Origin of the sequence: Euzebya rosea (assembly GCF_003073135.1) — a bacterium.
GTDB lineage: Bacteria > Actinomycetota > Nitriliruptoria > Euzebyales > Euzebyaceae > Euzebya > Euzebya rosea.
In genome coordinates this window covers 166,985-183,492 of sequence record NZ_PGDQ01000011.1, presented here as the reverse complement: position 1 = coordinate 183,492, position 16,508 = coordinate 166,985, and the positions used below count along the sequence as shown (strand labels likewise).

The window sequence follows — 16,508 nt, the reverse complement described above, 5'->3', positions numbered from 1 at the left end:
CAAGGATGGGGGCGTCCTCGATCCGCCCCCCAGGGAGCCCCAGCCCGTGGCCAACAACCTCTACATCGCCTCGCTCGAACCGGCGTCCGGCAAGTCCGTCATCGCCCTCGGTGTGATGGAGCTGCTGTCCCGCCGGCTGGACCGGGTCGGCTACTTCCGGCCCGTCGTGGCCACGACCGACCCGATCGACAGCCGGCTGGCGCTGATGGACGGCCGCTACGAGCTGGCCGGTGAACCCGAGGAGCGGTACGCCTTCACCGTCGACCAGGTCGAGGCGCTGCTGGCGCAGGGACGCACCGACGAGCTGTTCAAGGGCGTGCTCGAGGCCTACCGGGCGCTGGCCGACAAGGCCCCGTTCGTGTTGTGCGACGGCACCGACTACACCGGCGTGTCCACGGCGCTGGAGTTCGACTTCAACGCCAAGCTTGCCAACCACCTCGGCGCCCCCGTCCTGGCCATCGTCAACGGGCGCGGCCGGACCGCCCACGACGTCGTCGAGGCCACCCACGTCGCCCGCGAGTCCCTCACCTCCGAGGGCTGCACGCTGCTGGCCACCGTCGTCAACCGGGTCGACCCCACCGACCTCGACGCCATCCGCGAGGCCACCGCGGCCGTGCCCCACGACGACCCCGTCTGGGTCGTGCCCGAGGTCCCCACCCTGTCCATGCCGACCGTCCGCGAGGTCGCCACCGGCATCAACGCCCGCGTACTGCTCGGCGACACCGAGGCCGCCATGGACCGTGTCGCGTCGAAGATCACGATCGGCGCGATGACCCTCCCGCACGTCCTCGAGCGGCTGGTGGAGGGCGCGATCGTCCTGACTCCCGGGGACCGGGCCGACGTCGTCCTCGGCGTCATCGGCTCGCGCATGGCGACCACCTTCCCCAACGTCGCCGCGGTGGTCCTGACCGGCGGCTACCGCCCCGAGGCGTCGATGGTCCGGCTGCTCGACGGGTTCGCCACCCTGCCCTGCCCGATCCTGTCCGTCGACGACGACACGTTCACCACCGCCACCCGTGCCGACGCGGTCCCGGCGGTCCTGCGTGCATCCCAGACCCGCAAGCTGGCCACCGCGCTGGACACCTTCGACGAACACGTCGACGTCGAGGCGCTCGCCCAGCGGATCGAGGTCACCCGGTCGACGGTCGTCACCCCGCTGATGTTCGAGTTCGACATCATCGAGCGGGCCCGACAGGACCGCCGGCACATCGTCCTGCCCGAGTCCACCGACGACCGGATCCTGCGTGCCGCGGAGATCCTCAACCGTCGTGGCGTGGCCAGGCTGACGCTGCTCGGATCACCCCAGGCCGTCGAGGCCCGCGCGGCAGGGCTCGGCGTCGACCTCAGCGGCATCGAGGTCATCGACCCCGTCACCTCGCCGCTGCGGAAGGTCTTCGCCGACCGCTACGCCGAGCTGCGGGCCCACAAGGGGGCCACCCCCGACCTGGCGTACGAGCTGCTGCTCGACGTCAGCTACTTCGGCACGATGATGGTCCTGATGGGCCACGCCGACGGCATGGTCTCCGGCGCCGCCCACACCACCCAGCACACCGTCCGACCCTCCCTGGAGGTCGTGCGCACCAAGCCCGGCGTCGCCATCGTCAGCTCGGTGTTCTTCATGCTGCTGCCCGACCGGGTGCTGGTCTACGGCGACTGCGCCATCAACCCCAACCCCAACGCCTCGCAGCTGGCCGACATCGCCATCAGCTCCGCCGACACCGCCGCCGCGTTCGGGGTCGAGCCGCGCATCGCCATGCTGTCGTACTCCACCGGCGCGTCCGGGTCGGGCACCGACGTCGAGGCCGTCCGCGAGGCCACCGAGCTGGTGCGCGAGCGGCGCCCCGACCTGCAGGTCGAGGGGCCCATGCAGTACGACGCGGCCGTCGATGCGGGTGTGGCCGGCAAGAAGCTGCCCGACAGCACGGTCGCCGGCAACGCCACCGTGTTCGTGTTCCCCGACCTCAACACCGGCAACAACACCTACAAGGCGGTGCAGCGCTCCGCCGGTGCGGTCGCCGTCGGGCCGGTCCTGCAGGGCCTCAACAAACCCGTCAACGACCTGTCACGCGGCTGCACCATCCCCGACATCGTCAACACGGTCGCCATCACCGCCATCCAGGCGCAGCAGGAGATCGCCGAGGCCGCACGGATGCAGCAGGAGCAGGGGGCGGGCGCCTGATGCGGGTCCTCGTGCTGAACGCCGGGTCGTCGTCGCTGAAGTACCGGCTGCTCGCCGACGACGACACCCCGCTGGTCGACGGCATCGTCGAACGCATCGGTGAGGAGGGGGGCGTCGCCGACCACACCGACGCCATCGACCGGGTCGTCGCCCACCTGGTCGAGGCAGGCGTCGACGACGCCGTCCAGGCGGTCGGCCATCGGGTCGTGCACGGCGGGGCGGCGCTGACCCAGCCGGTGCTGATCGACGAGGACGTCATCGCCACGATCGAGTCGCTGGTGCCGCTGGCGCCGCTGCACAACCCGGCCAACCTGCTGGGCATCCGCGCGTCGATGGCCCGCCGGCCGAAACTCCTGCAGGTCGCCGTCTTCGACACCGCCTTCCACGCCACCATCCCGCCGGCCGCGCACCGCTACGCCGTGCCCGAGTGGACGTTCACCGAGCACGGGGTCCGCCGCTACGGGTTCCACGGCACCTCCCACGCGTGGGTGTCCCGTGTCGCCGCCGAGCACATGGGCCGACCGCTGGAGGAAACGAAGCTGGTGACCCTCCACCTGGGCAACGGTGCGTCGGCGGCCGCGGTCGACGGTGGCATCTGCGTCGACACGTCCATGGGCATGTCGCCGCTGGAGGGGCTGGTCATGGGCACCCGGACGGGGGACATCGACCCGGCCGTCGTCTTCCACCTGATGCGCGAGGACGGGCTGTCGGGGGACGAGGTCGAGCGCCTGCTGACCCGCGAGTCAGGACTGAAGGGGCTGTGCGGCGACAACGACATGCGCACCGTCGAGGCGCGTGCAGGAGAGGGGGACACGGCCGCATCGCTGGCCCTTGACGTCTACGTCCACCGCATCGTCCGCTACGTCGGCGCGTTCGCGGCGGTGCTCGGCGGCATGGACGCCCTGGTCTTCACCGCGGGGGTTGGCGAGCACTCCTCGCTGGTCCGCCGTCGGGTCTGCGAACAGCTGGGGTTCCTCGGCGTGTCGCTGGACGACGCCGCCAACGACGCGGCCGTCGGACCGGACGGCGCGACGACGATCAGCACCGGCCCGACCGCCGTCCTGGTCGTCCCCACCGACGAGGAAGCCGAGATCGCCCATCGCACCCGAGCGGTCGCCTCGGGCTGACGGCCCCACCGGGCCGGCCGCACCGACCGCGCCGAGACGACGTTCGCCGCCGCGGTGTCCGGGCTTCGCAACGGCGGTGACGGCAACGTCATCCGCTACCTGTTGTTCGCGTGGGCCCGCTTCCTGCTCGTCCGCCAGCTCGCCTGACCACCTGCCTGCGGGGCGCGGGCCCCGACATGGTGCCCTTGGTCGCACCTCGTAGCGACAACGGGGTGGTGGGTGTCAGCCCATCTCGCTCCGCAGGGCCGCGCGGATCGCCTCCTCCACCGGGGCCGACAGCACCGCCGTGCCGCCGAGGAGGGTCACCCGCTGGGTCGACTCGAGGCCACGTAGCGGGTTCGACGGGTCGAGCAGCAGCAACGAGCCGCCGTCGGCCGCAACCGAGGGACCGGCCGCCAGCGCATCGGCGATGCCGTCACCTGCGGCGATCCACCGTCGGACCGGACGGAGGCCCTCGGCGGCCCCTGCCTCCAGCACCGCGTCGTTGGTGGCGAACCGGTCGGCGCCGGCCAGTCGGGTCGCCTCGGGCAGGGCCGCCGTGACGGCCTCGTCCACGACGGCGGTCCCACCGACGACGGTCGTCCGGGTGATCCCGTCCAGGGCAGCCGCCGTCGCCGACGGGACCGACGACCGCTCGACCAGCAGGATCGGATGACCGGTTACCGCCGCGAGCGGACCGACCGACAGCGCATCGGCCGGGGCCCGACCGTTGACGACCACCGCTGCGTCCCCGTCGAACCGCTCGGCGATGGCCCCGGCGGTCGCGAACCGGTCAACGCCGGCGATCCGCTCCACGGCCAGGCCCGCCGCGACCAGGGCGTCGGTGACGGACTCCGACACCGCCGCGGGGCCACCCAGCACGATGGCCCGTCCGGCACGGAGGCGGCCGACCTCGGCCAGGACCCGGTCGTCCAGCGCGTCAGGGCCGGTCAGCAGCAAGGGAGCGTCCTCGGCGAAGGCCAACGGACCGCCGGCCAGCGCATCGATCAGCCCGGCTGCGACGACGACGGTGTCCGCACGGCCGAACGCCTGCTGGCTGATCGCCACCGACGTACCCACCCGATCCGCACCCGCCGCACGGAGCACGACGGTGTCCTGCGCATAGGTCGCCTGGTCGGTCCGCGAGTCGCTGGTCCCGACGTGCTCGCGCGTCGCCGGGTCGACACCGACGGCCTGGACCCGCGGCAACGCGCCGTACTCCCCGTTGGGCACGACCTGGTGGCCACGTTCCATCAGGTCGGCCTGCACCGCGGGGGACACCCGGACGTTCTCCAGCTGCAGGTCGATCGTGCCGGCGTCCAGCCGTTCGGCGTCGACGGCCTGGGCGACGTCCAGCCCGAAGTCGACCAGCCCGACGATGGCCTGATGAGATCCCATGACGATCGTCGCACCGCCGGCCCCACCGACGGCGATCACTGGCCGGCCGTCGCGCAGCACGATGGTCGGGGAGATCGATGACCGCGGCCGCTTGCCGGGCTCGGGCTCGTTGGCGGTGCCCGCGGCGGAGAAGTCCGTCAGCTCGTTGTTCAGCAGGAAGCCCGTGCCGGGTGCGACGATGGCCGAGCCGAACGCCTGCTCGATCGTGCAGGTCAGCGCGATCACGTTGCCGGTGGCGTCGATGACCGACAGGTGGGTGGTGTTGCCCCGCGGGTTGTTGTCCGCACCGTCGTCGGGGGCGGGCTCGCCGAGGTCGGCGGGTTCGTAGCTGCCGGCCGATGCCAGGTCGATCTCGGCGGCACGCTGGTCGGCGTAGGCCTGGCTGGTCAGCAGGTCGACCGGCACGTCCACGAAGTCGCTGTCGGCCACGTAGGCACCACGGTCGGCCCAGGCGATCTTCTGGGCCTCCGCGACAAGGTGCAGGTGGTCGGCGCTGGACTGCCCCGCCGCGGTCAGGTCGAAGTTCTCCAGGATGTTGAGCATCTCGATCACGGCGATCCCGCCCGACGTCGGCGGCGGCATGGCGATGACCTCGTGGCCGCGGTAGTCCGCCGTCAGCGGCGTCCGGAACCTCGCCTCGTAGCTGGCCAGGTCCTCGGCGGTCATCAGCCCGTCGTCGCCGGGGTAGCCCCCGGCGTTGTCGACCATGTCGGCCACGATCATCTCGGCGATCGGCCCGGTGTAGAACGCAGGGGGGCCGTCGGCGGCGATGAGGGCGAGGGTGTCGGCCAGGTCGGGCTGCACCAGCGTCGACCCGGGCGGGTACGGCGCCACGCCTCCGACGAGGAACTGCTCGGCGGCGGCGGGGAACAGGCGCAGCCGCGGGGCCGCGGCCGCCATGGCCGACGACAACGACTCGGGCACCTCGACCCCATCGCGGGCCAGCGCCTCGGCCGGCGCGACCAGGTCGGCCCAGTCCGTCGTGCCGAACCGTTGGTGCAGCGCCCACAGCCCCGCGACCGTGCCGGGCACGCCGACAGTGGTGTGGCCGGTGAACGCTTGGTACAGCCCGACCCCGCCGAACGTGTCCGGTGTGATCGCCGCGGGGGCGGTCTCGCGGAAGTCCAGCGCCGCGACCTCGCCGTCGACCTGGTGGACCACGGCGAAGCCGCCACCACCGATCCCGCACGACTGGGGGCGGGCGACGTTCAGCGCGAACACCGCCGCGATCGCGGCGTCGACCGCCGTGCCGCCGGCATCCAGCACGTCACGGCCGACCTGCCCGGCCGCGAACGACTCGGTCGACACGACCCCGCCGTGCCCTCGGACGGGCGGGGAGAACTGGCTTCCCTCGGCAGCCGACGCGGCCGTCGGGGCGAGCCCGACGAGCAGGCAGAGGAGGATCGTGGACAGCTTCAGGGACATCCCGGTGTTGTAGCAACCCCTCACCGGCGTTGGCGATTTCGTCCGGCGGGTGGGATAGGCGGGCAGGACCGGGGGGTGGTCGTGGCGAACGTGGTCCCCATGAGCCGATTCCTTGCCGTCCCGCTGCTGCTGGTCCTGGTCGCCGTGGGTGTCGCCGCGCCGACCGTCCGGGCCGACGGGCTCGCCCAGCCGATCCGTAGCGCCGCGCTGACCGCCGCCGTCGAGGCCGAGCTCGACGGGTTGGCATGGGTGCCGTTCGACATGCACCTGCACACCGACCACTCCTCCGACGGTGGGGTGTTCCACCAGGAGTTCGACACCCCCGAGAGCCACGACACGTTCCTCGACGAACAGCGCGACCAGGCGCTGCGGGCCGGCATGGCGGCGGTGGCGTTCACCGACCACCGCAACTTCGCCCAGCACTACGACCCCGACTTCGACCTCGACCGGTCACCGTTCGCGATGGGCGACCGGGTGCTGCTGACCGGTGAGGAGTGGGGCGGTGGCCGGCACGGCACGGCGTTCGCCATCCAGACCCGCATCGACCACGGCTCCACCGACCGGGTCGGCTGCGGCATGGCCGAGATGACGCTGGAGGTCGCCGCCCAGGACGGGCTGCTCGGCATGGCCCACCCCAAGGACGGCGGCGCCGACGACTGCATGGCCGAGCTGGTCGACTTCCCCCTCTCCCACATCGAAGCGCTTCGCGGTGGCGACAGCGCCCTGCAGGACGCCGGCTTCCCCGGCGGCGGCAACGGCTCCAACGAGGCGTACTACCAGGCGCTGGCCGAGGCCGGTGGGCGGGTCGCCGCGGTCAACGGATCCGACAACCACTTCAAGCAGGTGTGGGCCGGTCCCTCCGGTCCCGGCGGCAGCGCGGCGTACGTGCTGACCACCGGGGTGACGGAGGAAGCGCTGGTCGAGGGCATCCGCGCCGGCCGCACGCTCGCCGGACAGGGCATCGCCGGCATCCGCATCGCCACCCTGCTGGACGCCGACGGGGTCGACGGGTTCGAGGCGATCACCGGTGGCTGGGCCGACCCGTCCGGCGACACGGTCACCCTGGCCCTCGCCATCGAGAACGGCGCCGGCCACACCATACGGGTCGTCGACGACACCGGTGCGGTCGTCGCCGAGGTCGTGCCCGACGGGATCGCGGACACCGTTGCCTTCGAGCTGCCGTCGTCGTCGGCCTTCTACCGGGTCACCGCCATGACCGTCGGTGCCAGCCGCGTCGGCCTGCCCGACCCGCTGGACTACGTCGACACGTTCGTCATGAACTCCACGCCGGTGTGGTTGTCCGCGCCCACCTCGGCGGCACGGACGCCATCCCTCGCCGACGGCACCCCGCTCGTGTCGCTGACCGACGCCGACTGGGGTGGCTTCGCCGACCTCGCCCGCGACGGCGACGTCGTGCACCTGGTCCAGCAGCAGCGGACCGGTGGCCAGGCCAGGGTCGTCACCCACCAGCGCTCGCTGGACGGCGGGCTGACGTGGTCGGTGGCGGTGGCGCTGGGGGAGGGACGGTCGCCCTCGATCGTGGTCCGCGACGACACGGTCACGGTCGCCTACGAGGTCCACGACCCGCGACGGTTCGGCGGTGACGTCGTCGTGCGACGCTCGACGGACGGTGGGGCGTCCTTCGGCCCGGCCGAGGTGGTCGCCGAGGGCAACGCCGCCCGTCCGGTGCTGGCCACCGGGGACGGCGTGGACCACCTGGTCTGGCAGGCGCAGGTCGACGACGGGACGTGGGCGATCCACCACCAGCGGCTGGACGGGGTGTCGACCGCGACCCGGCTGTCGTTCGCACAGTCGTGGAGCGGTGGCATGACGCAGTACGCCGTCCCGCCCCGTGAGCTCCTGCACATCCCGGCATCGGTCGAGCCCACCATCGCCGTGCACGGCGACACCGTGGCCGTCGCGTGGGAGGACAACCGCGAGGACCCGACGCCGGGTCGCAGCGGCAACCCCGACGACGTCGGCATCTTCGGTGCCGTGTCGACCGACGGTGGCATCACGTTCTCCACCGACCGCCGCTGGACCGACCGGATCCTGCGTCGCGACGAACCCACCGCCGAGGGGGTCGAGGGCAACCCCGCCCTGTCGCCGTCGCTGGCGATCACCCCCGACGGTGGGATCGTCCTGGCCCACACCAGCACCGTCGACTCGGCGTTCACCGACGTCTGGGTCCAGCGGTCCGACGACGCCGGTGCGACCTGGTCGACGTCCGGCCGGGTCGACGGGCCCAGCGAGTGGTCCTACCAGCCACAGCTGCAGGTCGAACCCGACGGGCTCCGGGTCGTCTGGCAGCAGGCGACGGATCCGACGTGGTCGCTGCGGACGGCCGTCTCGACCGACGGGGGCCTGACGTTCGGGCCGGCCCGGCCGCTGACCGGCGAGGGCCGCTACCACGGCTGGCCGGCGCTGACCGACGGGATGATGGCCTGGACCGCGGAGCTGCCCAGCGGCGTCGGCGTGGTGACCGCCCCGCTGGGCTGAAGCCCGGCCCCGGTCGCTCGCTGGCGGCCAGTCAACCGGAGGGGCACCCCGGTGGGGTGCCCCTCGTCGTACCGATGGCGGGGTCGGGCTACTCCGACGCCTGCCCGTGGTCGATGTGCGAACCACCACCGCTGAGGAACGTGCCTTGCGGCCCGTCGAGGACGACGTCGTCGGGGCCACGGCCCGGCAGGCTGGTGCCCGGCACGCCGTTGATGGCCTCGGTGGAGGCCGCCAGGTTGAAGATGGCGTAGGCGATCGCGTCGACGTTGACGTCCAGCGCTTCGGTGCTGGGGTTGTCGATCGTGTCGCAGGCCAGGTGGTAGCAGGGGTCGTACTGGTCACCGGCGGTGCCGCCCCAGATGGCTTGCTGCTCCTCGGTCTTGACGCCCTCGGCCCCCGTGAACAGCCCGCTGGCGGGGATGCCGACGTCGATGAACGCCTGGTAGTCCGACCGCCCGGAGAACTCGGAGTCCTCGTAGGGGATGTTGTTGGCCGAGTAGAAGGCCTCGAACAGGTCCTCGAGCTCCGCCGACCCCGGCGGGATGAAGACGGGTGCGGGGAACGTGGACTCGTCGGCGTCGTAGACGCCGTAGATGAAGTTCGGCGAGCCGACCATGTCGAAGTTGAGGTACAGCGCGAGCGCGTCGTACTCCTCCTGCGTCAGGCCGAAGTCCGGGTTGAACACGTACTGCTCGGACCCGATGAGGCCGGATTCCTCCGCACCCCACCACGCGAACCGCAGGGTGTTCTGCGGCGTGTACTTCGTGTTGTTGCCGAGCGCCAGCGCGATGGCCAGCAGCGCACCCGAGCCGCTCCCGTTGTCGTTGATGCCCGGACCCGCAGCCACCGAGTCCAGGTGCGCACCGGCCATGACGACGTTGTCGGGGTTCACGCCCGGCAGGTCGCCGATGACGTTCTCGGTGGTGCTGGTGACGATGGTGGTGTCGGCGGACAGGTCGACTGTCGTCGCCCCGAGCACCACCAGGCCGTCGGAGTAGGAGGTGTCCAGGACCGGGATGGTCAGGACGCCCACGACACCCTCGCCGAGCGTGCCCCCGATGATGTCCTGACGGCCCGGGTCGGCCGTGTTGCCCTGGTTGAAGATGATGACGGCCTCCGCCCCGGCGGCCTGGGCGTTCAGGGCCTTGTCGCTGAAGAAGCAGGCCCCGCGCTGGATCAACGCGATGTCATCGGGCCCGGACCAGTCGAGTCCGACGAAGTCGGCGGGTTCGCAGCCCGACGTGGATGCGTTGCCCAGCCCGAGGTCGAGGTCGACCGGGATGACGTTGCCGCCGAGGACGGTGCCGCTGCCCGAGAAGGCGAAGGCCTGGGTCTCGATGGGTGTGCCGTCCGCCACGAGGGAGCTGGAGTTCTCCGTGAACAGGCTGAAGTCGAAGACCTGGCGCTCGACGGTGTAGCCGGCCGCCTCGAGCAGGTCGGCGACGTAGTCCGCGGAGGCGTCGTAGCCGGGGGTACCGGATGCGCGCGTCCCGCCGTTGGCGTCGGCGATCGCCTGCCACGCCTCCATGTGGACGAGGACGTCGTCGGCATTGACACAGGCGAGCAGCTTGTTGGTCTGGTTCAGGTTGCGGGTGAGACAGGCGTTGCCGGACGGTGCGGCACCGGCGACGGTCGGCAGCAGGCTGACGGCGAGCAGCAGCGCGAGGAGCGCGCCGAGATGGGCATGGCGGTTCATCAACATCCTCCTGAATGGCAAGAATGTCGAGGTGCCCACGTCCCGACTCTGACGAGATCTGACCCTAGTCCCCCCGGCCTGCCGACACCACCCCCCTCCCCAAGGGCACGCCGATCGGCGACACTGGCGGGGTGACGGCGATTCGGTCATCCGGCGATGATGCCGGTCTGGTCGTGTCGGTGACCGCCGCGTTGCTGGACGAGCTGCGGCCGCGCGGCCACCCGACCGTGACGCTGGACAGCGACCTCGAGCGCGACCTGGCGCTGGACAGCCTCGCGCTGGCCGAGCTGCTGTCCAGGCTCGAGGACGCGCGGGGCACGAGGATGCCGGCCGAGCTGCTCGGCACCGCCACCACCCTGCGGGACCTGCTGGTGGACGGCGAAGCCCCGAACACGGCCACCGCGTCCACGTCCGCTCCTGCGCCGGTCGTCCCCACGGCCGCCGACGGCCCCCGGCCGACCGACCTGCCGACCCTCCTCGACAGCCTCGACTGGCACCTGGCGACCCATCCCGACCGGCCGCACCTGCGCCTGCTCGACGACGCCCGTCCCGTCGAGCTGACCTACGCCGAGCTGCACGACCAGGCGCTGGCCGTCGCCCACGGGCTGCACGGACGTGGTGCTCAACCCGGGGACGCCATCGCACTGATGCTGCCGACCGGCCGCGACTACTTCGTGTCCTTCCTCGGCGTCCTCCTGGCCGGCTGCACCGCCGTGCCGATCTACCCGCCGGACCGCCCCTCACGCATCGGCGAGCACCTGCAGCGGCAACGCCACATCCTCGACAACGCCCACGCCAGCATCCTGATCACCGTCCCCGAGGGCCGATCGCTCGCCACGCTCATGCGCGCCCACGTCACGACGCTCCGCCACGTCTGCACCGCCGACGAGCTGGCCGAGGTCGACGGCACCGACCCCCTGCCCCGGGCCGGCCCCGACGATGTCGCCCTGGTGCAGTACACCTCCGGCAGCACCGGGGCCCCGAAGGGCGTCGTGCTCAGCCACCGCGACCTCGTCGTCAACATCGACGCGATGGCGCAGGTCATCCAAGCCGCCCCCGACGACGTGTTCGTCAGCTGGCTGCCGCTGTACCACGACATGGGCCTGATCGGCGCGTGGCTCGGGAGCCTCCACGTCGGCATGCGGCTGATCTCGATGCCACCGCAGGACTTCCTCGTCCGCCCGGCGTCGTGGCTGCAGGCCATCACCGACCACGGTGGCACCCTCGCCGCATCACCCAACTTCGGCTACGAGCTGTGCCTGCGCCGCGTCACCGACGAGCAGCTGGCCACCCTCGACCTGTCCACGTGGCGGCTGGCGTTCAACGGGGCCGAAGCGGTCGGTCCCGACACCCTCCGACGGTTCGCCGAGCGGTTCGGCCCGGTCGGCCTGCGCCCCCAGGCGCTCGCGCCCGTCTACGGACTGGCCGAGGCCGCCGTCGGGCTGGCCTTCCCGCCCGTCGGCCGCCCGCCGATCATCGACCGGATCAGCCGGGACCGGCTGCCGCGTGGTGGGGTGGCCGAGCCGGTCCTCCCAGACGCCGCGGGGTCGGACGTGCTCGAGCTGGCCGCCTGCGGACAACCGCTGCCCGGCTACGCCATCCGCGTGGTCGACCGGACCGGCCGTGCCGTGTCCGACCGGACGCAGGGCCGCATCCAGTTCACCGGGCCGTCGGCGACCCGCGGGTACCTCCGCAACGACGAGGCCACCCGGGCCCTGCGTGACGGTGACTGGCTGGACACCGGCGACCTCGGCTACCTGGCCGACGGCGACATCGTCATCACCGGCCGCGTCAAGGACCTGATCATCCGCGCCGGCCGCAACCTGCACCCCCAGGAGCTCGAGCAGGTCATCGGCACCGTCGACGGCGTCCGGGCCGGCTGCGTCGCCGCGTTCGGGGTGGGCGACGCCGAGCGGGGCACCGAACGGCTGGTCGTGGTGGCGGAGACCCGCGAGACCGACCCGGCGGCACGGGAGGCCATCCGCGGCCGGATCCTCGACGCGGCCGTCGCGGTGGTCGAGACCCCGCCCGACGAGATCGTGCTGGTCGGCCCGGGGGCCGTGCCCAAGACGTCCAGCGGCAAGCTGCGCCGGGCCGAGACGGCGGCACGCCACGCCGACGGGCAGCTGGAGCGGCCGGTCCGTGCGGCGTGGATGCAGCTGGCCCGCTTCGGCTGGCTCGGGATCCCCAGCAGCCTCCGCGGGGTGCGTGGTCGGGTCGTGGAGGCCGGCCATGCGGCATGGGCGAGGCTGCTCGCGGTCACCGTCGTCGTGCCCCTCGCCCTGCTCGTGGCGCTGGTGCCTGGCCGGGCGCTGCGGTGGGCGCTGGTTCGCCGGGTCCTTCGTGGGGTCATGCGGCTGACGCGCACGCCTGCGGTGGTGAGGGGGGATTGGCCGCCCCCGCCAGCGGTGGTGGTCGCCAACCACGCCAGCTGGATCGACGGGCTGGCCCTGTCGGCCCACGTGCCCGGTGCCGTCCGGTTCGTCGTCGGGGAGGCGCTGGCCGACAAGCCGATCGAGGGGTTCGTCCTGCGACGGCTGGGTGCGGTGTTCGTCGAACGCCACGACCGCACGCAGGGGGTCGCCGACGTGGCTGCGCTGTCGGCGACGCTGGACAGCCGCAGCTACCTGGTGGTCTTCCCCGAGGGCGGCCTGGACCGCGTTCGCGGGCTGCGCCCGTTCCGTCTGGGTGCCTTCGACGTCGCGGCGACGGCCGGTGTGCCCGTGGTCCCCGTCGCGATCCGGGGCAGCCGCCGGGTGCTGGCCCCTCCCTCCACCCATCTGCGTCGCGGCACCATCGACCTCGTCGTCGGCGACCCGATCCTCCCCTCGGGGTCGGGCTGGGCCGCAACGCTGCAGCTCCGCGATGCCGCCCGCGCCCACATCGGCCTGCACTGCGGCGAGACCGACCTGGGCTGAGCGGCCGGTCGCGTCCGGCCAGGGGTGTTCGGTCGCACCTTGCAGCGACAACAGGCCAAGCGGCGTGCCTCAGGCGGTCAGCGAGAACACCGTGGCGAGCGGGACCGTGACCCCGAGCACCTCGACCTCGGCGTTGCCCGGCATGGCGTCCACGTCCCTGGCCTCGACGGTCCGGTAGGCCCCGTCGACGGGGTCGGTGTGGACGACCAGACGACGCTGGACCAGGTCCAGGACCCAGTACTCCGGCACGGCCGCCTCGGCGTACAGGCGGGCCTTCACGACCAGGTCGCGCCGGCGGCTGGAGTGGGCGACCTCGACGACCAGCTCGGCAGCGGTGACGGCGTCGGTGATGGCGTGGAAGTCAGCGGTCCTGACGATCGCGAGGTCCGGTACCGGCTGGCTGAACTCGCTGACGGCGTACGGGTGGGAGACGCCCACCATCCGGTCGGGGTCGAGGTGACGGGCGACGTGGTTGGTCAGCCACATCACCACCTTCAGGTGCGGTCCACCCTCGGCTGCCATGGCCACGATCACCCCGTCGATCAGCTCGACCCGCTCGTCGTCGAACCAGCCGTCGGCACCCCAGGCGTTGAACTCCCGACGGGAGATCGGGCGGATGGTGTCTGACAGCTCGGCGAGCACCTCGGTCATGGCCATGACGGTAGTGGGACACGTCCGGGAACGTCCGTCAAGGTCGCTTCGGCTGTGGACAATGGGGACGGGAATGCGGCATCCACCCATATCGTTATAGTTCTAACTATTGCTGCTGCGAGTGGAGGAGAGGTCATGGAGTCCCGCATCGAGCTGGGTGTCGACACCTTCGGCGACGTCACCGTCGACGCGTCGGGGAACCGGCTGCACCCGGCGGAGGTCATCCGCAACGTCGTGGAGGAGGCCGTGCTTGCCGAGCAGGTCGGCCTGGACTTCATCGGCATCGGCGAGCACCACCGCGACGACTTCGCCGTGTCCTCGCCGGAGGTGGTCCTCGCGGCCATCGCGGGCCGGACCTCGCGGATCAAGCTGGGGTCGGCCGTGACGGTGCTCAGCTCGGACGATCCCGTTCGGGTGTTCCAGCGGTTCTCCACCCTCGACGCAGTCTCCAACGGGCGGGCGGAAGTCATCCTCGGCCGGGGGTCCTTCACCGAGTCCTTCCCGCTGTTCGGGCTGGACCTGCACGACTACGAGCGGCTGTTCGAGGAGAAGCTGGACCTGTTCGCCCGGCTGCTGGAGGAGGGCCCGGTCACCTGGCAGGGCACCGTCCGCGCGGGCCTCGACGAGCAGGTCGTGTGGCCGCCCACCGAGGGTGGGCTGAAGGCATGGGTCGGCGTCGGCGGCAGCCCCGAGTCCGTCGTCCGGGCCGCCCGCTACGGCCTGCCGCTGATGCTGGCCATCATCGGCGGCTCACCCGTCCGCTTCACCCCGCTGGTCGACCTCTACCACCGAGCCCTGGACCAGCTGGGGAAGGACCGCCAGCCCGTCGGGGCGCACCTGCCCGGCCACATCGCCGAGACCGACCGTCAGGCGCTGGACGAGCTGTGGCCCCACCACCGCGCCCTGCATGCCCGCATTGGCGCCGAGCGGGGCTGGCCGCCCATGACCCGCGAGCAGTACGAGGCCGCCGCCGGGCCCGAGGGGGCGCTGATGGTGGGCTCGCCCGAGACCGTCGCCGCCAAGCTGGTCGAGGCGGCGAAGGACCTGTCACTGGACCGCATCGACCTGAAGCTGTCCGCCGGCACGCTGCCCCACGAGGCGATGATGCGATCCATCGAGCTGTACGGCCGCGAGGTCGCCCCCCGCGTCCACGCGGCGCTGGCGGAGGAGGTCTCCGCCAGCTGATCGCACGTCAACCGGCGGCCGCCGCCAAGAACTGGCTGGCCAGGTCCGTCAGCTCGTCCAGCGTGTAGCCCTCGAAGGTCTTGACGATCAGGACGAACCTGTCGTTCAGCAGGACGTGGACCCCGTTGGTCGCCTCGGTCGAGGCCGTCAGGGCCGGGCGACCGAGGCTGGTCAACGGGGCGACCTCGGTGTTGGGGTTGCCGGGAGTGGACTGGGCGAGCAGGGTCTCGCCGGTGGCGTCGTCGGGGTCGTCAGCGACCCACGTGCCGAAGTCGATCGTCCGGCCGTCCGACGGCAGCCACAGGCAGCGGTCGTCCCCGGGCTGCAACGGCACGTCCGTGGCGTCGTTGACGGCGCTGAAGTCGAGGTCGGCCACGACCCCGCAGATGGCCTCGCCGGTCGGCTCCAGCTCGATTGGACCCAGCGGCTCGGCAGCGACGGCCGGTGCGCTGCTGTCGTCGGTCGTGGCTGGCTTGGTCGTGGCCGGCTCGGTCGTGGCTGGCTCGGTCGTGGCGGTGTCGGTCGCCGGGGTGTCGGCGGTGGGGGTTGCCCGTGTGTCCTCGGACTCCACGGTGGCGGTCGCCTCGCCGGCGGCGTCCGCCCCGGCGGAGTCGTCGCCGCATGCCAGGCAGGTCAGCAGCAGCAACAGGGCAAGCACGGAGGTGGAGGCGTTTCGCATGCCCGCACTCCACACCGGGGCCGCATCGGCGGCATCAGGGGGGTACCCCGAACCTCGCGGCGCGGCAGGTCAGGTGGCGAAGGCCTGCTCGAACGCGGCCTCGAACGCCGGGGTCGCCGGACCGCTGTAGCCGCAGTAGTTGACGGTGTCGTTGGAGGCGGTCAGCAGGTACCGCTGGCCGACCCGCAGGTCGAACCCGGCGATCAGGCCGTCCATGCCGGCGGGGGCATGCAGCATGACCGTCTCGGCCTCGCCACCGGCGAACCAGCGGTCGACCGACAGGGTGACCGTCCCCTCCTCCACGCTCGTGGCGGTGGCCGCGAAGGCGGGGGACATGTCGGCGAGGATGGCGAGCTCGAACGGCAGGCAGCTGGCGAGGGCGTCGGCCTGGCCGAGGGACAGCTCGAGGGTGTCCTGCGGACCGGTCGTGGGGTCGGCGTCGGCGTCGGTGTCGCCGACGTAGAGGTAGACGGCCGTCGTCAGCGCGGCGATGGCCACGGCGAGGGCGATCGCGGCGGTCGACCGGCCACCCGGGCCGAGGCCGTGGATGGGCGGGGGCTCGTCGAGGACGATGATGGTCGGGCGTGGCGCGGCGGGGAGCTTGGCGGTCTGCATGGCCTCTCCAAGTGGTGGTGACGACGCGGCGTCACGGGGGTGTGGAACCTGGCGGCCCGGCGGGATTGGGTCCGTGGTCGGGTCGACATCCGCACGACGTGTCCGGGGTGGACCACGTTGCTCGGGGGTGTCAGCACTTGAGACGCGCAACCCCTCG

The 16,508-nt window shown here is 72.2% G+C and carries 10 protein-coding genes; 5 read left to right on the top strand and 5 right to left on the bottom strand.

Annotated features, from left to right (window positions below; translation table 11 throughout):
- The first annotated feature begins 46 nt into the window (after window positions 1-46).
- Window positions 47-2,179, top strand: coding sequence for a phosphate acetyltransferase (gene pta, locus CUC05_RS15920; protein WP_108667109.1), 2,133 nt, complete (start codon window positions 47-49; stop codon window positions 2,177-2,179).
- Window positions 2,179-3,306 carry an acetate/propionate family kinase gene (locus tag CUC05_RS15915; RefSeq protein ID WP_108667108.1) on the top strand — a complete coding sequence of 376 codons (1,128 nt, stop codon included), beginning with the start codon at window positions 2,179-2,181 and terminating at the stop codon, window positions 3,304-3,306. The genes pta and CUC05_RS15915 overlap by 1 nt, the downstream gene beginning before the upstream one ends.
- A gap of 222 nt (window positions 3,307-3,528) precedes the next feature.
- Here CUC05_RS15915 and ggt read toward each other — a convergent pair whose 3' ends face one another.
- Window positions 3,529-6,108, bottom strand: coding sequence for a gamma-glutamyltransferase (ggt, locus tag CUC05_RS15910; RefSeq protein ID WP_157965640.1), 2,580 nt, complete (start codon window positions 6,106-6,108; stop codon window positions 3,529-3,531).
- Window positions 6,109-6,207: 99 nt separating this feature from the next.
- Here ggt and CUC05_RS15905 point away from each other — a divergent pair, with 99 nt between their 5' ends.
- Complete coding sequence (locus CUC05_RS15905; RefSeq protein WP_157965639.1) at window positions 6,208-8,607, top strand: CehA/McbA family metallohydrolase; 2,400 nt, start codon at window positions 6,208-6,210, stop codon at window positions 8,605-8,607.
- A gap of 88 nt (window positions 8,608-8,695) precedes the next feature.
- Here CUC05_RS15905 and CUC05_RS15900 read toward each other — a convergent pair whose 3' ends face one another.
- Window positions 8,696-10,303: a M28 family peptidase gene (locus CUC05_RS15900; protein WP_108667105.1), complete on the bottom strand. Its 1,608-nt coding sequence runs from the start codon at window positions 10,301-10,303 to the stop codon at window positions 8,696-8,698.
- A 131-nt stretch (window positions 10,304-10,434) separates the two neighbouring features.
- Between CUC05_RS15900 and CUC05_RS15895 the strand changes: the two genes are divergently transcribed.
- A complete protein-coding gene (locus CUC05_RS15895) occupies window positions 10,435-13,221 on the top strand; it encodes an AMP-binding protein (protein ID WP_205712371.1) in 2,787 nt (928 codons plus the stop codon).
- Between the two features lie 69 nt (window positions 13,222-13,290).
- Here the strand turns inward: CUC05_RS15895 and CUC05_RS15890 are convergent, their stop codons facing one another.
- A complete protein-coding gene (locus CUC05_RS15890) occupies window positions 13,291-13,872 on the bottom strand; it encodes a Uma2 family endonuclease (protein ID WP_157965638.1) in 582 nt (193 codons plus the stop codon).
- Window positions 13,873-14,007: 135 nt separating this feature from the next.
- Between CUC05_RS15890 and CUC05_RS15885 the strand changes: the two genes are divergently transcribed.
- Complete coding sequence (locus tag CUC05_RS15885) at window positions 14,008-15,057, top strand: LLM class flavin-dependent oxidoreductase (protein WP_108667103.1); 1,050 nt, start codon at window positions 14,008-14,010, stop codon at window positions 15,055-15,057.
- Window positions 15,058-15,064: 7 nt separating this feature from the next.
- Here the strand turns inward: CUC05_RS15885 and CUC05_RS15880 are convergent, their stop codons facing one another.
- Entirely contained in the window at window positions 15,065-15,736 is a 672-nt protein-coding gene (locus CUC05_RS15880) for a hypothetical protein (protein ID WP_108667102.1), read from the bottom strand.
- Between the two features lie 69 nt (window positions 15,737-15,805).
- On the bottom strand, window positions 15,806-16,351 hold the full coding sequence (locus CUC05_RS15875; protein ID WP_108667101.1) for a hypothetical protein: 546 nt from the start codon (window positions 16,349-16,351) through the stop codon (window positions 15,806-15,808).
- Between the last annotated feature and the right edge of the window lie 157 nt (window positions 16,352-16,508).

Excerpts from the sequence above, each read along its gene's own strand:
- CUC05_RS15885 (WP_108667103.1), top strand. The coding sequence starts at position 14,008 with ATGGAGTCCCGCATCGAGCTGGGTGTCGACACCTTCGGCGACGTCACC.
- CUC05_RS15905 (WP_157965639.1), top strand. The coding sequence starts at position 6,208 with ATGAGCCGATTCCTTGCCGTCCCGCTGCTGCTGGTCCTGGTCGCCGTG.
- CUC05_RS15880 (WP_108667102.1), bottom strand. The coding sequence starts at position 15,736 with ATGCGAAACGCCTCCACCTCCGTGCTTGCCCTGTTGCTGCTGCTGACC.
- CUC05_RS15890 (WP_157965638.1), bottom strand. The coding sequence starts at position 13,872 with ATGACCGAGGTGCTCGCCGAGCTGTCAGACACCATCCGCCCGATCTCC.
- CUC05_RS15915 (WP_108667108.1), top strand. The coding sequence starts at position 2,179 with ATGCGGGTCCTCGTGCTGAACGCCGGGTCGTCGTCGCTGAAGTACCGG.
- ggt (WP_157965640.1), bottom strand. The coding sequence starts at position 6,108 with ATGTCCCTGAAGCTGTCCACGATCCTCCTCTGCCTGCTCGTCGGGCTC.
- CUC05_RS15875 (WP_108667101.1), bottom strand. The coding sequence starts at position 16,351 with ATGCAGACCGCCAAGCTCCCCGCCGCGCCACGCCCGACCATCATCGTC.
- CUC05_RS15900 (WP_108667105.1), bottom strand. The coding sequence starts at position 10,303 with ATGAACCGCCATGCCCATCTCGGCGCGCTCCTCGCGCTGCTGCTCGCC.